This is a genomic window from Butyricicoccus sp. Marseille-Q5471 (genome assembly GCF_951230135.1).
Taxonomy (GTDB): Bacteria; Bacillota; Clostridia; order Oscillospirales; family Butyricicoccaceae; genus Agathobaculum.
In genome coordinates this window covers 36,901-56,728 of record NZ_CATNVC010000011.1, presented here as the reverse complement: position 1 = coordinate 56,728, position 19,828 = coordinate 36,901, and the positions used below count along the sequence as shown (strand labels likewise).

15 protein-coding genes are annotated in these 19,828 nt (G+C 53.8%); 10 read left to right on the top strand and 5 right to left on the bottom strand.

Annotated features, from left to right (window positions below; all coding sequences use genetic code 11):
- Positions 1 to 171: 171 nt before the first annotated feature.
- Complete coding sequence (locus tag QOX26_RS11350; RefSeq protein ID WP_283675117.1) at positions 172 to 1,641, top strand: tagaturonate reductase; 1,470 nt, start codon at positions 172 to 174, stop codon at positions 1,639 to 1,641.
- Positions 1,642 to 1,653: 12 nt separating this feature from the next.
- On the top strand, positions 1,654 to 3,153 hold the full coding sequence (locus QOX26_RS11345; RefSeq protein ID WP_283675093.1) for a UxaA family hydrolase: 1,500 nt from the start codon (positions 1,654 to 1,656) through the stop codon (positions 3,151 to 3,153).
- 261 nt (positions 3,154 to 3,414) lie between these two features.
- On the opposite strand, the gene QOX26_RS11340 is transcribed toward QOX26_RS11345, so the two are convergent.
- Positions 3,415 to 4,968, bottom strand: coding sequence for an ABC-F family ATP-binding cassette domain-containing protein (locus QOX26_RS11340; RefSeq protein WP_283675092.1), 1,554 nt, complete (start codon positions 4,966 to 4,968; stop codon positions 3,415 to 3,417).
- Between the two features lie 262 nt (positions 4,969 to 5,230).
- Here QOX26_RS11340 and QOX26_RS11335 point away from each other — a divergent pair, with 262 nt between their 5' ends.
- Together QOX26_RS11335 and QOX26_RS11330 are read left to right on the top strand one after the other, a co-directional pair.
- A complete protein-coding gene (locus QOX26_RS11335) occupies positions 5,231 to 5,767 on the top strand; it encodes a chromate transporter (protein ID WP_283675091.1) in 537 nt (178 codons plus the stop codon).
- A 3-nt stretch (positions 5,768 to 5,770) separates the two neighbouring features.
- Positions 5,771 to 6,343, top strand: coding sequence for a chromate transporter (locus tag QOX26_RS11330; RefSeq protein ID WP_283675090.1), 573 nt, complete (start codon positions 5,771 to 5,773; stop codon positions 6,341 to 6,343).
- A gap of 55 nt (positions 6,344 to 6,398) precedes the next feature.
- Here QOX26_RS11330 and QOX26_RS11325 read toward each other — a convergent pair whose 3' ends face one another.
- Positions 6,399 to 7,442, bottom strand: a complete 1,044-nt coding sequence (locus QOX26_RS11325; protein ID WP_283675089.1) for a YeiH family protein — start codon at positions 7,440 to 7,442, stop codon at positions 6,399 to 6,401.
- Between the two features lie 106 nt (positions 7,443 to 7,548).
- Between QOX26_RS11325 and QOX26_RS11320 the strand changes: the two genes are divergently transcribed.
- Positions 7,549 to 8,409: a LysR family transcriptional regulator gene (locus QOX26_RS11320; RefSeq protein WP_283675088.1), complete on the top strand. Its 861-nt coding sequence runs from the start codon at positions 7,549 to 7,551 to the stop codon at positions 8,407 to 8,409.
- An 85-nt stretch (positions 8,410 to 8,494) separates the two neighbouring features.
- Here the strand turns inward: QOX26_RS11320 and QOX26_RS11315 are convergent, their stop codons facing one another.
- Entirely contained in the window at positions 8,495 to 12,043 is a 3,549-nt protein-coding gene (locus tag QOX26_RS11315; protein WP_283675087.1) for an S-layer homology domain-containing protein, read from the bottom strand.
- Positions 12,044 to 12,552: 509 nt separating this feature from the next.
- Positions 12,553 to 13,362, bottom strand: coding sequence for an SDR family NAD(P)-dependent oxidoreductase (locus tag QOX26_RS11310; RefSeq protein WP_283675086.1), 810 nt, complete (start codon positions 13,360 to 13,362; stop codon positions 12,553 to 12,555).
- 377 nt (positions 13,363 to 13,739) lie between these two features.
- On the opposite strand from QOX26_RS11310, the gene QOX26_RS11305 reads away from it, so the two are divergent.
- Genes QOX26_RS11305 through QOX26_RS11295 form a run of 3 tightly spaced genes read left to right on the top strand, consistent with a single transcriptional unit; the run spans position 13,740 to position 16,351 of the window.
- Positions 13,740 to 14,060, top strand: coding sequence for a hypothetical protein (locus QOX26_RS11305; protein ID WP_283675085.1), 321 nt, complete (start codon positions 13,740 to 13,742; stop codon positions 14,058 to 14,060).
- Between the two features lie 14 nt (positions 14,061 to 14,074).
- On the top strand, positions 14,075 to 14,998 hold the full coding sequence (locus tag QOX26_RS11300) for a nucleotide sugar dehydrogenase (RefSeq protein WP_283675084.1): 924 nt from the start codon (positions 14,075 to 14,077) through the stop codon (positions 14,996 to 14,998).
- 24 nt (positions 14,999 to 15,022) lie between these two features.
- Positions 15,023 to 16,351: a glycosyltransferase family 2 protein gene (locus QOX26_RS11295; protein ID WP_283675083.1), complete on the top strand. Its 1,329-nt coding sequence runs from the start codon at positions 15,023 to 15,025 to the stop codon at positions 16,349 to 16,351.
- Here QOX26_RS11295 and QOX26_RS11290 read toward each other — a convergent pair.
- Complete coding sequence (locus QOX26_RS11290; RefSeq protein WP_283675082.1) at positions 16,348 to 17,322, bottom strand: glycosyltransferase family 4 protein; 975 nt, start codon at positions 17,320 to 17,322, stop codon at positions 16,348 to 16,350. The two genes, QOX26_RS11295 and QOX26_RS11290, sit on opposite strands and share 4 nt — an antisense overlap.
- A gap of 257 nt (positions 17,323 to 17,579) precedes the next feature.
- Here QOX26_RS11290 and QOX26_RS11285 point away from each other — a divergent pair, with 257 nt between their 5' ends.
- Complete coding sequence (locus QOX26_RS11285) at positions 17,580 to 18,215, top strand: hypothetical protein (protein WP_283675081.1); 636 nt, start codon at positions 17,580 to 17,582, stop codon at positions 18,213 to 18,215.
- A 37-nt stretch (positions 18,216 to 18,252) separates the two neighbouring features.
- Positions 18,253 to 19,725 carry a hypothetical protein gene (locus tag QOX26_RS11280; RefSeq protein WP_283675080.1) on the top strand — a complete coding sequence of 491 codons (1,473 nt, stop codon included), beginning with the start codon at positions 18,253 to 18,255 and terminating at the stop codon, positions 19,723 to 19,725.
- Positions 19,726 to 19,828 lie beyond the last annotated feature (103 nt).

Sequence of the window (19,828 nt, the reverse complement as noted above, 5' to 3'; positions counted from 1 at the left end):
GAAACCGATGAATGCCTTGGAAAATCTGCACAAGCGAAGCGCCCAACCTTCATGGAAAACGCAGAAAAATGGAGTCTCTCAAAATATGTTGTATACAACAGAGAATGCATGATATATACTAAGAGCAGGCAAAACGATAGAAAGCGTTTTTATTGGAGGGTGAATAGTGTGATGCAAAAGATTAACGAAGTCGTAAAAAAGGACACTGCGGGCTATCCCGAACGGGTGCTTCAGTTCGGTGAGGGCAATTTTCTGCGCGCTTTTGCCGATTGGATGATCGACAAGGCCAATCATCAGGGACTGTATCAGGGCAGCATCGTGCTGTGCCAGCCGATTGCGCAGGGTATGGGCGAGAAAATCAACGCGCAGGACGGACTCTACACCCTTGCGATGCGCGGCATTGAGGATGGCAAGCCGGTCGAAAAGATTGAGCAGATTACCTCGGTGTCCCGCTGCATCAATCCCTATGGGGATTACGAAGCGCTGCTGGACATGGCGCGCTCAGCTGATTTGCAGGTTGTCATTTCCAACACGACCGAGGCGGGCATTTCCTATCATGCGGGCGATAAGGCGACCGACACGCCGCCGCAGTCCTACCCGGCCAAGGTGTGCGCCTTTTTGTATGAACGCTTTCGCGCGTTCGGCGGCGCGGCGGACAAGGGATTGCTGTTCCTGCCGGTCGAGCTGATTGACAACAACGGCGCAAATCTCAAGCGCATCGTGCTGCAATACGCAGAGGAGTGGAAGCTCGGCGAGGAGTTCATCCGGTGGGTCGACGAGGATAACCACTTCTGCTCGACGCTGGTTGACCGCATCGTCACCGGCTATCCGCGTGATCAAATCGAGTATTTCGAGCAGAAAAACGGCTATTCGGATGATGTGATTGTGACCAGCGAGGTTTTCAACCTCTGGGTCATCGAGGGCAAAAAAGAGTGGGCCGATCTTTTGCCCATCCACATGACCGACGCACATGTCATCTGGACGGATGACGTGACGCCCTACAAAAAGCGTAAAGTGCGCATTCTAAACGGAGGACATACCTCGTCTGTGCTTGCGGCTTACCTGTCTGGTCACGACATTGTGCTGGATATGATGCAGGACGACGTTTTTGAAAAGTACCTCGACAAGGTGCTCTATGAGGAAGTCATCCCGACGCTTGACCTGCCGAAGGAGGAGCTGATGCAGTTCGCGTCCGACGTGAAGGATCGCTTCCGCAATCCGTACATCAAGCACCGTCTGCTCGATATTTCGCTCAATTCGTGCTCCAAGTGGTGCGCGCGCTGCTTGCCGAGCCTCATCGGCTATGTGCAGGCAAAGGGCGAGCTGCCGCAGGCGCTGACCTTCTCGCTTGCTGCGTTCATCAAGTTCTATCAGGGTGAAATGCAGGACGGCGCGTACATGGGAAAGCGTGTCGACGGCACGACATATCAGATTAAGGACGATACCGAGGTGCTCGCATTCTTCGCCGACCTGTGGGCAGACAAGGACGCGGCGGGCGTTGCGGATGCGGTGCTATCGCACAAATCCTTCTGGGGCGGTGCGGATTTGACTGAGGTGGCAGGTCTTGCGGACGCGGTCGCAGACTATCTCACCGCGATGGAGCAAAAGCCGATGCGTGACGTGGTCGCGGCGCTCGTTTAAGGAGGCACTTCAATGAAAAAAGGCCTGATTCTGGTGCATGACGGCGACGACGCGGCGGTCGCGCTCGCTGATTTGTGCGGGGGAGAGACCTATGAGGTCGCCGGACAGACCGTCACCCTGCGGGATGACATCCCCTTCGGCCATAAGGTCGCGCTGCGCGAAATCGCGGCGGGTGAAAATGTGATGAAATACGGCAGTCCCATCGGCCGCGCCGTGCAGGACATCCATGTCGGTGCGCATATTCACACGCATAACCTGAAAACCAATCTTGACGGGCAGCTTGACTATGGCTATCAACCCGACAAGGCAGCGCTTGCAGCCTTCGACGGTGTTTCGGAGCAGGCGACGTTCGAGGGTTATCTCCGTCCGGACGGACGGGCGGGTGTGCGCAATGAGCTGTGGATTGTGCCGACGGTCGGCTGCGTCAACCGAACGGCTGAGCGGTTGGCGGACGAAGCGCGGGCGCGGTTCGGCAACCGGTTTGACGATGTCCGCGCCTATCCCCATAACATGGGCTGCTCGCAGCTTGGCGACGACCAGGCGACGACGATGAAGCTGCTCGCCGGACTGATTCAGAATCCGAACGCGGGCGGCGTACTCGTGCTGTCGCTCGGCTGCGAAAATAACAATCTGGATGTTTTTCGCCCTTATCTGGGCAAAGTTGACGAAAATCGCGTGAAATTCCTCGTCACACAGCAGGTCGAGGACGAATATGCGGCGGGCATGGAACTGCTCGACGAGCTGAACGAAGCGGTCGGCGGTCTGGCGCGGCAGAGCGTGCCCGCATCCAAGCTGGTGGTCGGCTTCAAGTGCGGCGGCTCAGACGCGTTTTCGGGCGTGACGGCCAATCCGCTGTGCGGCAGACTGTGCGACCGCGTGGTGCGCACCGGCGGCTCGTGCGTGCTGACCGAGGTGCCCGAGATGTTCGGCGCGGAGCAGCTGCTGATGGCGCGCTGCGTTGATGAGTCAACCTTCGGGCAAACGGTTTCGCTCATCAACGATTATAAGGACTATTTCACTCGCCACGGGCAGGTGATTTATGAAAATCCCTCGCCCGGCAACAAGGCGGGCGGCATTTCGACGCTGGAGGAGAAGTCGCTCGGCTGTGTGCAGAAGGGCGGCACAGCGCCGGTGGTCGGTGTGCTCGGCTACGGCGATCCGGTAATGAAAAACGGCCTGAATCTGCTGACCGGATCGGGAAACGATCAGGTTTCGTGCACCAATCTGGCCTGCTCCGGGGCGACGATTATCTGCTTTACGACCGGCCGCGGCAATCCGTTCGGCGCACCTGTGCCAACAATCAAGGTGTCGTCCAACTCCGAGCTGGCCGCCCGCAAGCCGCACTGGATTGACTTTAATGCCGGACAGATTTTGGATGGCGCGTCGTGGGACGAGGTGTCGGACGCATTTTTCCGCTGTTTGCTCGATGTGGCCTCCGGCCGCGTCCGCACTCGGAGCGAGGAGAACGGCTACAAGGAGATTTCTATCTTCCGTGACGGCGTGATTCTCTAAGCGAACAGCATAATGGTGCGATATACCCCTGCGAATCAAAAAGAGCGTGTGACCATAGATAGATCACACGCTCTTTTTATTTTCCTTAAGGCAACACCGCACAATTCGCGGCTAGCGCCTTAAGCGCACGCTTGCTTGCATCTTTTCCGTCATATGCGCCAAAAATGCTCGCAAATACACAAAGTATTTGCTGCGCTTTTTGACACATCTGGCAAAAAATCTGACTGCGCAATCCCGCACTTAGAAATGTGCGGTGGTGCCTTAAATCAGCTTGGTGGTCCAGTCCTCTACATTCCAGACTGTGGTTACAAGGTCGCTGTAAAATTCAGGTTCGTGGCTCACCAGCAGCACCGTTCCCTTAAAGGCGCGAATTGCCTCTTTCAGCACGTCCTTGGCGTCCACATCCAGATGATTGGTGGGCTCGTCGAGCACCAGTAAATTCATCGGCCGCAGCATCAGCTTGCACAGGCGCACCTTTGCGTTTTCGCCGCCGGAGAGCACGCGCATCTGCGTGGTGATGTGTTCGCTGGTCAGGCCGCACCGCGCCAGTGCAGCACGCACCTCGCCGTTGCTCATGCCGGGAAATTCGCTCCAGATTTCTTCGAGTGCTGTGCGGTCGTTGTCCCGCTCCTCCTGCTCAAAGTAGCCGACTTCGACAAATTGATCCTGCTCCACTGTGCCCGCTACCGGCGAAATCAGGCCGAGCAGGGTTTTCAGCAGCGTCGATTTGCCCAAACCGTTCACGCCGCGAATGGCAATCTTCTGGTTGCGTTCGACCACCACATCCACCGGACGGGTCAAGGGCTCGTCATAACCCAGAACCAAATTCTTCGCCACAATGACCTCGCGGCCGGGCGTGCGGGCGGGTGTAAACGAGAAAACAGGCTTGATGCGCTCTTTGGCAATCTCGATGACCTCCATTTTGTCGAGCCGCTTTTGGCGGCTGCGGGCGAGCGTCGCCGTCGCAGCACGTGCCTTATTGCGGGCAACAAAGTCCTCAAGATGGGCGATTTCCTTCTGCTGCTTTTCATAAGCCTGCTCAATCTGCCGCTTTTTGACCTCGTACAGCTCCATAAACTGCTGATAGCTGCCCGAATACCGGGTTAGCGTTGCATTTTCCATGTGGTAGATGACGTTGACGACATCGCTCATAAATTCCGTGTCGTGGGAGACCAGAATAAAGCCGTTCTCGTAGTTTTGCAGAAAGCGCTTGAGCCATGCGATATGATTTTCATCTAAAAAGTTGGTAGGCTCGTCCAAAATCAGGATCATGGGGTTTTCCAGCAGCAGCTTGGTCAGCAGCACCTTGGCACGCTGGCCGCCGGACAGCTCGGTTACGTCCCGCTCCAGACCGACCTCCATCAGACCGAGGCCGCCCGCGTATTCCTCGATTTTGGTATCAAGCACATAAAAGCCGCTGTGCTCCAAAATCTCCTGAATCTCGCCGACGTCTTCCATCAGCTGTTCCAACTCCGTCTCGCTGCTCTCGCCCATTTTGTCGTACAATGCGAGCAGCTCCTGCTCCAGTGCATACATATGGGCAAAGGCAGAGCGCAGTACATCCCGAATGGTCAGACCTTTTTCCAACGTGCTGAACTGATCGAGGTAGCCTGTGGTGATATGATTGCACCAGCTGACAGAGCCTTCGTCCGGCTCGCGCTTACCGGTGATGATGTCCAGAAAAGTCGTCTTTCCCTCGCCGTTTGCGCCCACCAGACCGATGTGCTCGCCCTTGAGCAGGCGAAAGGATGCGTCCTGTAAAATTTGTCGTCCGCCGAATCCGTGGCTGACGTGGCTGACTGTTAAAATACTCATGCCGTCTCCTTAGTATCACGCTTCTGGCTGAGGCAGCAGAGCGTATAGAATAGAATTTTATTATACGTGATTTTTGCCGGAATCGCAACTATAATACCTTTTTCGGGGCGTGTTTCGGCGCTGAACAGCAACGGCGAAAAAATGCATGCGGCAATCTGCGGGAAAAACGATGGGAGGTGCATGAAGCAAGCGGAAAGGAAGCATATTGTAGGAAGGAAATGCAATCGACCGGGCAGATAAGCGGTAAACAGAGGGGGAAAACATGAAAGAACTTTGGGAAATCTTCCGAACGTTTTTTAAGATGGGCGCCGTTACGTTCGGCGGCGGATATGCCATGCTGCCGATTTTGCAGCGCGAAATCGTTGAAAAGCGCGGCTGGATTTCAAACGAAGATGTCATGGACTATTTTGCGGTCAGCCAAGGTCTGCCCGGCATTATCGCGGTCAATGTTTCGGTGTTTATCGGAAGAATGCATCGCGGCGTGCCCGGCGCGATTGCTGCTGCGCTCGGCGTAGTCAGTCCGTGCGTCATCATCATGACGTTTATTGCCGCCTGTTTGACGAATTTTCAGGATAATCCAATGGTGCGCAATGCATTTGCAGGCATATCGGTATGTGTGGCGGCCCTGATTCTGGATGCGGTGATTGGCCTGTGGAAAAAGGGCGTCAAGGATGGCTTGGGAGCCGTGCTATGCATCGCGGTATTCTGCGCAATGGAGTTTTTCGACGTTTCTCCCATCCTGATTGTCATTGCAGCAGCGGTCATCGGCGTTGCCGCAGTGAAGCATAAGGGGGCGTGATTCGTGATTTATCTAAGACTATTCTGCGAATTCCTCAAAATCGGACTGTTTGCGGTTGGCGGCGGGATGGCAACGCTGCCCTTCCTGCAGCATCTAAGTGTGCAGACCGGATGGTTTTCAGAAGCGCTGATTACCGATATGATTGCAATTTCGGAATCCACTCCCGGGCCAATCGGCATCAATATGGCAACCTATGTGGGGTATCATGTCGCGGGTCTGGCGGGCGGTATCGCGGCAACCGTGGGTGAAGTGTTGCCGAGCGTTGTAATTGTGTGCATTGCCGCAAAGTATTTGCAGAAATTTCGGCGCAGCACCTTGGTTGAAGGCATGTTTTATGGCATGCGCCCCGCGGTGACCGGCCTGATTGCTGTGGCGGGATATGACGTGATCAAAATGTCTTTGCTCAACCTTTCGGCGTTCGCGCAAGGCCATCGGATGACTGACTTGTTTCACTGGAGAAAAATCCTTTACTTTGTACTGATCTTTATCCTCATCCGAAAACTGAAAAAGCATCCGGTCACCTACATTGCCGCTAGCGCGGCGGTTGGGATAGCGCTATCCTTTGCAGCAGGATAAGCCAAACGTAAGCAAACAGCACGTATTGACGGTTCAATACGTGCTGTTTTTTCTGTTACACGATGCCCATGCAGTACTCAACCGCAATGGCTACAATGACGACGAGCGCAGAGATGATAAACCCATGTAGCATCGGTGCAGGGCCGGATTTGCGCATTTCCGAAAAGCTGGTATTCAGGCCAATCGCCCCGAGGGCGGCAACCATTAGAAATTTGCTCAGTTCCTTTGCTGCTGCAGCAAGTTCCGGCGCAATCATGCCCACGCTGTTTGCCGCTGCCAGTGCGAGAAAACCTACGATGAACCACGGCATCAACGCGGTAAATCGCACTTTTTCGTGTGCGCCAGATGCGTCTGCTCCGTTTCCTGCGGCGAGAGCCTCCTTTTTCTTAATATGCGCATTCAGCAGTGCAAAGATGATGACCACCGGAATAATGGAGAGCGTTCGGGTGAGCTTTACCATTGTTGCAAAATCACCGGCCGCTTCACTGAAAGCATATCCGGCTGCAACAACGCTTGATGTGTCATTCACAGCCGTGCCGGACCACAGACCATAGGCGACGTCGCTCAAGCCAAGCCAGCGCCCCATCAGAGGAAACAGCAGAATCATCACCATGTCGAATAAAAACGTTGCGGACATGGCATAGGCAATATCGCGATCCTTCGCCTCAATGACAGGGGAGATGGCGGCAATGGCACTGCCCCCGCAGATGCCCGTTCCGGCGGAAATCAGGTTGGACAGCTTCCAGTTGATGCCCAGTGCCCGGCCGATGAAATAACCGCCGCCAAAGCAGGTCAGTAGCGTAAAACACATCACAACCAAGGACATCCGCCCTATATTTAAAATCGTATCAATGCTTAACGATGCCCCCAAAAGGATAATTGCAAATTTGAGCACTTTTTTCGAGGTGAATTGCAGTCCGCTGGCAATTCGAACCGGCTTCCAGAAGGCGTTGATGCCCATGCCGATGAACAGGGCGAGCACAGATGCGCCGATGAGTGGAATCGGGAGCAGGCTCTCAATCCAGATTGCAGCAATCGCAACCAACAGCGCGGCGACAAAACCCGGAATCACCGCAGTTACGCGTTCAAGTTTTCTCATTTTTTATTCCCCTTTGTATGAATTGATTTGATTTTACCGCGCAATAGTGATAAAGTAAAATTATTAAATATAATGAACCGATAAGCGAAATTTATTGAGGTGTGCAATGCTGGATTACCGCATGGATACGTTTTTAAAATTGTGCGAAATTATGAATTACCGGATAACGGCCGAGCAACTGAACATGACGCAGCCTGCGGTAACGCAGCACATTCATTATCTGGAGCGTGTCTACGGCTGCCGCCTGTTCTCCTATGACGGCCGCTCGCTGGCCAAAACCGATGCAGCCAAATTGCTGGAGGAATATGCCCGATCCGCCCGCTACGATCAGCAAACAGTGCAGCGTGCAATCGCAGCAGTGCACGAGCGGGAAATCCTGCGCATCGGCGCTACGAAAACCATTGGGGAGTATATACTGCCGACCCGCTTTGTACAACTGTGGCAGGAGGGTGTCTACCAACCCTCGCTGCTGGTGGATAATACAGCGCACTTATTGGAGCTGCTTGACCGCGGCGAACTGGATATTGCGTTGATTGAAGGGTTTTTCGACCGTACGGCATACGGCGCAAAGCTTTACCGGCAGGAACCCTTTGTCGGAATTTGCGCGAAAGGACATGCCTTTGCCGGACGCAAAATTTCGATAGAGGAGCTGCTCGCGGAAACACTGGTGGTTCGAGAGTCAGGCTCCGGTACGCGTGCGGTATTGGAGCAGCTATTGGAGCAGAGCAATTACGCCATTGACAGCTTCCGTTCGGTCTGCTGTGTCAGCAGCTTTGCGGTCACCACACAGCTGGTCGCAGCGGGACTGGGCATTTCGTTTGTCTATCAGGCGGTAGCCGAAAGCACACAGAACTTGGATGTGTTCTATTTGAACGCGTCGCCAATCCTGCGTGAGATGAACTATGTCTATCTGAAAAACAGCAGCGCGCAGCGATGGGTCGCAGTTCTGGAAGGCGAAGGAAATTGAGGAAAATCGCTTTGAAGAGGAAGATAAAAGAGCGCCCCGACCAGTGGTTTTCCGGTCGGGGCGCTCTTGTTTTGATGTAATTTGCTTATTTTGCGATTTTCTGAGCGAAACGCTGCAGAATCGTTGCAACTTCTGCACGAGTTGCAGTACCCTGCGGGTCAAAACGGTTGTTTTCCTTGCCATTAATCAGGCCGCAGGCCTGCATTTTGCCAACGGCGTCCGCCGCGTAGGACGAAATCGCGCTGCTGTCAGCAAAGCCGGTCTGACTGCTGCCGGCTTCCAGCTTGACGCCGGTTACATCCAGATAGCGCTGCAGAATCGCCGCCATCTGTTCGCGGGTGACCAGTTCGTCAGGGGAGAAGTGTGTGTCATCCGTGCCGGTGACAATGCCCTGCGCTGCCGCCCATGCAACATAGCCTGCATAGTAAGCATCCGCCGCAACGTCTGTAAATTTGCTCTTGGCGGCTGCCGAGGAGGCATTGGCCTGGCGGCCGAGTACGGTGACGAACATCGCGCGGGTCATGCCGGCATCCGGAGAGAAGGTTACGCCCGAAGTGCCGTTAAACAGGCCGTTTTCGGTTACATAGCCGATGGCGTCCTTGGCCCAGTGGCCTGCAATGTCCGTAAAGCCGACGGAATCAGGCGTATCTGCCGCACCGGAATAGTCGTCAAAGTCTGCCGCGTGGTCGCGGTAAACGTCACCAGACTGGTGGCCTGCCGCGTTGGCAAATGTACCGGCCTGCCAGTCAACCAGCGTATTCCAACGCTTGACCGTGCCGGCGGTCAGAACATACTCATTCAGTACGGGCACGCTCGACTGGGTGCTGTTGAGGTCAGATACGAAGGTCGTGAGCACACGAACATACTTGGCACTGCCCAGTGCGGTCAGGTCAAGAGTGTCCGCACCGCTCTGGAGGGTGTATTCCTTGGCTTCCTTGACGGTCTTGCCATCATCCGACGTCTGTACGGTCGCCTTGATGGAGGCCTTGCCGGCAAATGCCGCATCATAGGACAGCGAGGTCGGTGCTGCGGTGACCGAAGTCCATTCGGTGGTGTGCGTGCCGGTGGTCACGATGTTTTTGCTGTCGAAATCAAGCCAGATTTTCAGATCCTTTGCCGAAGCGCCTGCTACGGTCGGATTGGTGCGCACCGCGTCGTTTTCCTGTGCGGAAACCTTGGTGGTGTAGAAGCGAACCTGAGAAACCGCGCCCGGCAGCATGGTGTGATACATACCGCGGTTGCGTCCGGTCAGCAGTGTGTTCTTGAAGCCCAGACCGATGTACATCGGCACGCCCTCGTAGTTTTTGACCGGCGCATCGAAGGGCGGCTGGTCAACGTGTGCGCTGTTGTAGCCATTTTGATAGGAATCGCCGCCGGTGGCAAAGTTAAAGGCACTGGTATACTGCACCCAGGTATCCTTCTGGATGCCCGCCTTGTCGTCGCTGCCGTCGTTCCAGCTAAATTCGCCGTTGTCATCGTAGAAGCATACGCCGTAGGTGACCTTTCCGGTCTCGCGTACTGCGATGCGGAACAGGTACGGTGTACCCCAGCCAAGGCCGATGCCCTTGAGCATGAGCGGGTTGTGGTCGGCCACAACGCCCTTGCCGTCGGTGTATTGCTCGGTCAGCTCGCTGACGCCGCCCTTGGTTGTGCCCGCAGAGGGAAGATCTGCCCAAACCATGCCGGTCATAGCATCGGTGACCGTATAGCCTCCGTTGTCCGGAATTTCGATGTAGTCGCGCAGACCGTCAAAAATCACGGTCTGGTGTCCCTGATCGTCGGTGCCCAGTTCAGGCTGTCCATGCAGGTAAGCATCGTTGCCGTTGCCGGACTTGTCCTTGATGATCGGCATGCCCTGAATCGAGCCTTCAATATACACAGTGCGCGGAGCAGCCGTGCCGACGGTCACCTGATATTCGCCTGCCTTATCGAAGGTATAGGTGAACTCCGCGGTCTTTTTCTCACCGGACTGCAGCGCGTAGCTCTTGGCTGCCACGGTTTTGCCGTCAATCTTGAATTCAGTTGCCGCCATGCCGGCTTCGTTGCCGATGTTGGTGACATCTGCCTTCAGGCTGATGACGTTGCTGTTGATGTCGTTTTTCTCGCCCGTGCCCTGCTTGATGCGCACGTTATCATACGAAAAGGTTGCGGTACGGTACTTGACGTTAACATTGGTTGTTTTGCCGGCAAGGGACAGCGTGTGCTGACCCAGCGTGGTCATATCCAGCGTGCCTGACAGGGTGGCGGACTGACCCGGCTCCAGAATCTTAACTTCGCCGCCGAACTTGTACAGGTAACGGGTGGTTCCGTTGTCGACAACCGGAATCGCCGCTGCCGCAATGCCCTTGCCGTTGTTTGTTACGGTGGCCTTGATCGTTACCTTGTCGTTATACAGCACCTCGCTCGGGGTGATGGAGATATCGGAGAAGGACAGCACCTGCTTGTCCTTGGCGATTTTGGTCTCGTTTGCAAGCTTGGATGCCGCTGCCGCGCCGTCGCGGCCGAAGTTGTCCACCGTCAGCACGCCTTCGCCGCGATTGACGGTAATGTGGAAGAAATCACCCTTTTTGCTGTTGGTACGTGCATCTTGATGGGTCAGGTATACCGTGCTCGCGCCGATTGCCGGATCGTCGGAAACTGTGCGCAGGTAGCTGTGGGTATGTCCCGCCAGCATGAGGTCCACTTTGCCTGCTTCGGCGATTGCCGGAATATAGCGGTTGGTGTAGGCGTCAGACTTCGGGTGGTGCATGGTCAGGATGCGGAAGTCAGCATTCTTTGCCGCTTCGCTCGCCAAATCCTTTTTCAGCCATGCCATCGCCTTGTTGATTGTTTCGATGGTGGAAGCATCCGCCGTGTTGCCGGTTGCCTCGGAGTTCATCTGATACAGACCCCACGGTGCGCTGTTCATCAGGGTAATATGTACGCCGCCGTAGTTGAACGAGCTGTCGCCGTTGACTTCCGCGCCGTATTCTGCATCCTGAATGTTGTAGACATAGGCGTTATAGAAATCACCGCCCTGATCGTGGTTGCCGCTTGAGTAAACGACCGGATAGGAATGGATAAAGTCATTCTCGGTCGTCCCCTTGAACCAGAAGCTGAACTGCTCCGCCTGTGCGCCTGTGCCTTCCACAAGGTCGCCGCAGTGAATCAGAAACGCCGGATCGTTGGACTTGACAGCCGCGTCCAGTTCATCGCGTGTTGCGAAAATATGTGAGTCGGACAGCGACATCAGGTTGACGCTTTCCGGATCGGTTTCCAGCGTTTTGAAGCTAGCTTTGCAGCTTTCTCCGCCCGCGAGCTTGACCTCGTAGTAGTAACGGGTGCCGGGGGTCAGGCCGCTCAGCTTATAGTGATACAGGTTCATCTTGGCGCCCTGGAATTCGGGCGCGGTTGCGTCTGCCTGTACCGCAATGGGGTTGCCGAGCGTGGCTTCATCGGTGCCGAACGCAATGGTAGCGTCCGCCTTGGCTGTTGATTCCCACACGACGACCATGCTGTCGGTCTTCGGGACCAACAGATACGGACCGTTCTTAAATGCCGGATTCGAATCTGCTGCCAGAGACAGTGGGGCAGTGCTTACTGTCAGCACTGTCGCAAGCAGTGCGGAAAGTATGCGTTTGAGTTGCTTCTTCATCTGATTTACTCCTCCTCTTCCTTCGGATTCCTGTGCGCTCTTCTCTCTCAAAGGGTGCTTTTTGGAATCTGTTTTTTATGATAACACAGGAAAGCAGACAAAAAAACACGAAATAAATCTCGACAAAATTAGGGTAATTGATTTATCGGAAACGTTTGCGATTTGTGACGCAAAAAGTTGCTTTATTATTGAAATTTGCTTGGAATCCCCTTGTTTTATACAACAGCGACAAATTTTGCTCTAAAATTTTGTCATATAAGAATTTTGGAATAAAAATGGATATAGTCGTATAAATGAGTGTAATTTATCGAGTATGTAAGCTTGAGAAATATTACTCTCTTACAAACGAATACGTTTGCGAGAAAGGGCGGGGCATGCTTCCCGCGCTGTTATGCCGCGCAAGCAGAGTACGCAAAACAAAGCCGCCGCATAGCGCTTTGCGGCGGCTTTTGCTTAATTGGGTTGCATTGGATGGACAATATTGAGTGTGCGAGAGCTGTTTCGCACACTCAGAAGCACACAAATCCCCCGTCAACAGGGACGGTGGTGCCGGTCATATTGCTTGCCTCGTCGCTTGCCAGAAACAGAATTACGTTAGACACTTCCTCGACACTCGCAATTCTGGCCTGTGCAGATACCATTTTAGGCGGACAAACCGCCTTGTCCAAATCCACCTGTGTTTCGCTTGCCGACGCTTTTTTGTTAGCAAGAAACGCGAGTGCCTCGCGGTACATCGGGGTATCGGTTGTGCCGGGATTGACCGCGTTGACCCGAATATCGTACTTGGCGTAGTCCATCGCCATATTTTTGGTCAGACCGCTTAAGGCGTGTTTGGACGTCACATAGGCGGAATGTCCGGGAAAGCCGGTCAGACCCGCAACCGAGGATACGTTCACGACGCACGCGTGGCCGCCCTGCTCTATCATGCGGGCAAGCGCGTAGTGCGAGCAGAAAAATGTGCTGAACACGTTGCAGGACATGACCTCCACAAACATAGGGGTGCTCATGCTGTGCACCGGTGCCGGCATGCCGGTAATGCCCGCGTTATTCACCAACACGTTAATGCGGCCATATTTGTTCCAGGCGGTTTCAATTAGTTTTTTGCAGTTTTCCTCTGAAGAAAGATCCAGAATCAGAAATGTGACCTCCGGAGTGATTTTTTGAAGCTCGCTTAGGGCGGTTTTGCTCATCTCGTCTTTCCGGTCGGCGAGAACCAGCTTTGCACCCTCTGCGGCGGCGCGGCGCGCGGCGGCAAGTCCAATGCCTCCGGCAGCGCCGGTAATAATAAACACCTTGTCTTTAAACCGATTTTCAATCATAATCAAAGTCCTCCTTTGCAGACTGCATTTAGTGTATCCGGATCGAAAAGCATTATAAAGTACGCGAGACAATACTTCGCTGCAGGCATGAGGGCACGAGTTCCAATTTCGTGTAAAGGAGAGAGTTGTTTCCTATCTGTTTATGCAATCTGCAAGTGTCTGTCATGTGAGTGCCGGATAGTCAAGGAGGAACAATGATATACGTTTAGTAAATTAATTTGTTAATATAACATAAAGATATTTCTCGTCAAGGCTGGAAAAGGATATGGGCCTGTCCGCGGCTATTGTAGGGATGCCTGTGAATACGGCCAAACGGCGGGCACTTGCATATCAGCATACGCATACACTGATTTGAAAGTGATTTTAGGAGGAAAACCATGACATCTTATGTTCTAGGCCTTGGGCATGTTGGACTTCCGCTCGCATGTTGGCTTGCTCTGTCGGGTCAAGTTGTGCTTGGGGTCGATATCGATTGTGAGCGCATTGCACAAATCCGTGCTGGCCGTATTGATATAGAGGAATACCGCAACGGTGTTCCCATCAAAGAAATCGCAAAAACACTCATCGAACGCGGTGTGCTTCAAATAGGAGAAAAGATTGACCGGGTCGGAGCAGAACCGGCGGTGTTTCTGATCTCGGTCGGCATCGCAGACCGACCGGATGGAAGCAAGGATCTGTCGCCGGTCATTGTGCGGTAGAGGCCATCGCAGATGTGCTGGCGCCGCACGACCTGATTGTTCTCCGCTCCACCATGATTCCGGGAACCTGCGAAACGACCATTCTGCCCATTTTGCAGCGGCGCAATCTGCCGTTCCACTTCGCGTACTGCCCGGAAACCATCATTGAAACGCAGGCGTTTGAGGAATTGGAGAAAAATCCGCTGATTCTGTCCGGCATGGATGAAGAAAGCCTGCAAAAGGCGCTTGCCTTTTTCCGTACCGTCACCCAGGTTCCGATTCACACCGCATCCAATATCCGAACCGCCGAGATGGCCAAAGTGGTGCAGAATATCTGCCGGGACGTCAACATTGCATTTGCAAACGAAATCAGCGACGCTGCCGTTTCACTGAAAATTGATGATGCGGAGCTGCAGCAGCTCGTAAATGTCAATCCCCGCGTTTCCATGCTGACCTCAGGGCCGGGCGTGGGCGGCTATTGCCTGCCAAACGCGCTGTCCTACCTGCGGGGGGCGATGCCGGATGACGGTCTGACCCTGTCTCAAACCGCACGAAAACTGAATCAGGAGCGTCCGCATCAGCTGGCGCAACGGATGATCCAAGCCTTGAGCAAGGCCGGAAAATCGGTGAAGGGTGCAAAAATTGCCGTTGCGGGGCTTGCGATGAAAAGCTACTGCGCGGATTTGCGAAACAGTCCGGCGCTCGATTTAATTCGGGAGCTTGAGGATATCGGGGCGCAGGTGCGTGCCTATGACCCGCTGGTGCCGCCGCAGTTTCCGTTTCAGGCGGCTTCGCTTGCGGATGCCGTGCAGGATGCCGACTGCCTTGTGATTACGGCGCTGCAGCGTGCGATGCCGCTGGATACCGCCGCGCTTGCTGCTCATATGGCAACGCCGCCTATTATAATGGATACGCAGCATGTGCTGAAACCGACGAGCGGCGTAGCGCTTTTTCAATGATAAGTACGTCCGGAGGGGAACACTATGCCGATTTTACCGAATATCCGCAGCTATGAAAAGTATTCTGCCGTCCCGCCCAACCTGTCCGGCATGCCTAAGGTGCGGGACGATGTGACGGTTGCCTGCATGCTGCAGCCATCGCTTTTGTGGGATATGGAGAGTGAGTGCAACCTGCTTCCTCTGTGTCAGGAAAACTGGGAGGATACGCTCAATAGCGGAAACATCACCTTTTTTCTGGCGCAGTCGCCTGCCACAGTGAGTGAAAACGCAATTCCGTGGCAGTGGAGGCTCAGCACGCTGCAAGCCGTGGCGCAACGGTGTAAGGTTTGCGGGATTCCAACCATTTATTGGGACACCGAGGGCCCCGAACGGTGGGAGGAAAGAAAACAGCTTGCCGCGCCGTTTGACCATATCTTGGTTGCCAACCCGCAGACCTTGGCGCAATACCAGCGCGATGCCTTTAAACGAAGCTTCGCGTTTTTGCCATATGGCGTGCAACTATTGAACTGCGGGCCGGTCAACACCACGCATTTCGGCAGAAAGGATCTGATGCCGGCGGCGGCAGACCTCGCTTTTTTGCGAGAAACGGCGGCCGCAAACACGTATACGCATCGGTTGGAGACCATTTTGGCCGCACTGGGCAGAGAAGATGCCAGAATGCCGCATCCCGGTGTTACCGTGCTGACAGCTACCAACAAACTGGACTCGATGGAGACCATTTTTGCAAACTATGATTGCCAGACATATGAGCCGAGGGAGCTGGTTGTCATTTTAAATCATAACGGCATCGACATAGAGCCGTGGAAGGAACGAGCCCGTCTGTCGAAAAATGCGACAGTGCTGCGCGTGGATGAGGCGCTGCCGCTCGGCATCTGTCTGAACGAGGGGATTGACCACAGCGATTTCCCGTATGTCACGAAATTTGATGATGATAATTACTATGCACCGGAATTTCTGACCGATTTGATGAACGCCTTTCCGTATGCGAAAACCGAAATCGTCGGAAAACTCAGCTATTTTTGCTATTTTGAATCCAGCCATATTCTTGCGCTGATTTGCCCCGGTATGGAGAACCGTTATGTCCGTTTTCTCTCCGGATCGGGATTTATCATTAAGCGAGAAGTGCTCGACCATATCCGTTTTCGCGAAAAACGGCAGGGGTCAGACAGCGTGTTTTTAAAGGAATGCATCAAAAACGGGGTCTCCATGTACTCGACCGACCGTTTCAACTATGTTTACTGCCGGCGGGCAAGCAAAACAGAGCACACCTGCAAGGTCAGCGATGAAGTTTTGCTGCGCAGCTGCCAGTTTATCTGCCATACGGAGGATTATCGTCCAATCGTCACGGTTTAGAGCCATTCCTGATAGCCTTGGAGCAAGGGCGCAAGGCATTCTTCCCACTGGTAGTGCGCCAGCAGGTGCTGCCGAAGCTGCGGCTGAAAGCTGTGAGACAGGGCATCGGCAATGGCCTGCTCAATGCTGCCAGCCTGATAGGGGTCACAGTAGGTTGCCAGATTTTCGAGATATTCGGAGGCATCTCCCTCGGCGGTAGAGACAACGTTGCAGCCCATGCATGCGGCCTCCAGTGTGGCAAGACCGGGTGTCTCGACATAACTGGCAAGCACGTGTAGCTCGGCCTGTTCATACAGTTTGGACAGCGCTTCCCAGTCCAGCACACCGGCATACTGCACCTGCTCATAGGCAAGGCACTGCTGTAAATAGCGTTGATTGCCAACCGATCCGGCCAGAATCAATGGTCGGTTCATGGCAGCGCAGGCTTTGGCAAGTGCAAGCTGGTTTTTGCGCGGGCAGATGCGGGCCGCGCAAAGGATATAGGAGTTCTGTGGGGCGGATGCCTCCTCTTTGGGATGAAAAACACGCGCATCAACGCCGTTCGGCACCACGGTGTAGGGAAGCTCCACACCGATATCCTGCTGCAGGGAGTGCATCTCCAAATGTCCGGAGACAAAAATTTTATCGCACTCTTGGAGAATCTCCCGCCGAAACCGGCAAAGCCAATTCCACTGGGCGAGGCGGTCAATACTGTGCAGTGCGGTATAGTACCGCGATAGATTCCAGTAGATCGGCGAAACGGCGATTTTGGCGCCGCTCAGCCGGGCGCGTTCAAAGGCCGGATAGATTTCTTCCATGGGATGCAGCCCCCATAGGTGAATGACCTCGTAATCCGATTGCGCCGAAGGGACAGGGCCAATTTCGACCGATATCCCGCCTTGACGGAGGTATTCAGCGCTTTTCTGCACCTGAATGGTGTCCCCAGCAGGGTGAGTGAGCAGATTGCTGCGTGCGCAGAACAGAACGTTCATAGTGACCTCCATGGCAGAATACAATCATTTGATCGGGCGTTTTCATAGAATGGGGCGGAAAGGAGATGAATTTTATGCTCTCACCAATATGGAATCATCCAAACTGCAAGCAGGAGGAAGATGCCATACTTGCTTTTAAAATATATGACCAATGCAGGCAAAAAACGTGCGATCCATACGGCCCTTGGATTTCCGCAGAGCCTTGCGAATGTATTATTCTCGAAAACCGGGAAGGCTCGGGGACATTTGGGCGACTGGTGCAGCCGGGGCGTCCGGTGATCCTGCCGGACTATGTCTCAAAAGTCAAACTGGTGGATGAAAGCTTCCACGTGGAACAGCTGGGAACAACGGTTGTACGTCCGTCAGAGCTGAAAAAAGGGTGCTGGGAAATCGAAGTCTGTGTGCAGTATGCATGCAGGCTGCAGTTTCTGAACCATCTTTTGCGCCCGCTGCCCATCCAATGCGTGTGCTTGGAAGATATCCCCGGGGAAATCCGCACCGAGACAAAGATGGATTTATGTGTATCCTTTCGGTGCGAACGCAGATTCACTATGTACGGCGGAGGACAATCTGCCGTTGCCTGCTCGGATTTTTCGGATTGCCGCGGCAGCAGTGCCGGACCGCATGCATTGGTAGAACTGCAGGCGTATCCGCTCGATGTGAGCATCGTCTGCGTCGAGCAAGCGGTGGACTGTGATGATATTTGCGATGGTATGTATGAAGATACCCTTAAATATATATATATCACGGTCGGATCCTATATGATGCTGTTTGTTTACCGAATTGTTGCGCTCAACATTGCGTCGAGCGGGTTTGTTGTTCCGCATGAAAAACCCGATGTATCGGTTTGTGACGCGTTTTTTGATGCAGATATTCCACTAAGTATGAAATAACACCGGATGCCGGGCGGTTCTGATTGGGAGGAAAGAGATGGGGAAATATGATGCATTGCTCTATAAAAGAGGGTTTTTGTTTACCGATTTGCCAAACCCTCGATTCGTTGACAGATGTTCGCAGCAAGCGTTCGGGCGATTTCGTGCCATTCCGTTTGCACAGTGGACCGCATACTGCGATGACTGCGTGCCGACAGCGATTGCTCGTGCCGATGCCGACGCGGTGCTGCTGATCGGATTGGTGCTCAATCCGTTTGACGAGCAAAACGATGCGGAGCGCATTGCGCAAAATCTGCTTCACTGCCGCCAAAGCTCCGAAGCCTGCTTTCTCGATTATCTCAGCGAGCTTTCAGGCAGGTTCGTTTTGGCGCTGTACTATGGCGGCACGCTGGAATTCTTTGCGGATGCGTGCGCTACGCGAACCGTCTACTATGATCGAGCCATCGGCCGGGTCATATTTTCGTCTCACGCCACGATGATTGCAGATTTGATGGGATATGAACGCTCGGATGAAGCCTGTTATTTCTTCTATAATCCTTTTTATAAAAAAGCACCGCTCAAGCGTCTTCCGGGCGTGATTTCGCCGTATGATAATGTTCGGCTGCTGACGCCGAATACCAAGGTGGATGCGCGCACCAAACAGGTTACGCGCATCTTCCCTTCGGAGGAGAATCCGGTCTGTACGGATTATGCCGCGCTCGAAGAAGAGGTCGCGGCGCTGATGGTGCGGCAAATTACCCTGCTGCATCAAAAAGAGCAAATCATGATGTCGCTTTCCGCGGGTTTAGACTCCCGGTTTACGCTGTCGGCCTGCAAAGCCGTGGCGGACGATATGACCTTTTTCACGCATTTAACAAAGAATAGCACGCACTGTGAGGATTTTAAGACGGCTACGGCAATCTGTCGGCATTTTGCACTGCGGCACACCGTGTATCGATGGAGCAACGAAAAATACAAAAAGGATTTGTATGAGTTGGAGCAGGTATGGCAGCGCAATCTCGGCCTGCCCCGCGGATTGCCCTGGCTCAACAAGATTTATGCGGATGACTGGCCGCATGGGAAAATCCATCTGCGCTCCAATATTGCAGAAGTGGCGAAAGCCGACCTCAGCGATCATGAGCGATGTGGGTTTTCGCCGGAAACGCTCGCCTATCTCTATACCATGACACCGATGCAGCATGATGCCCGCGTCATTGAGAAGATGAGTGAGTTCATCGACCTGACCGGTTTTACGCCGGAAAACCTCTATCACTACGACTTTTATGACCTGTTCGAGTGGGAACTCATCATGGCACAGTGGCATAGCTGGCTTCTGTTGGAGAGCGATATGGCGCACGACACGTTCCTGCTGTTTAACAATCGCAAAATCCTATCCAAAATGCTGTCCCTCCCTTATGAGGATCGCTTGCATAAGAAACTGTTTTTTGGCGTTATCCGCCGATTGTGGCCGGATTTGCTGCAATTTCCCATCAACGGACAGTTGTTTGCAGCGGAATGCAGTGGTGATTGACAACTGCATTCCGCTATTCATTTGCTGCGGGGGAGGATGCCGCGGTTAAATTGAATCTCGGGTATCATACTTTGGTATGATTACAGAAACGGAAGGGTGTGCT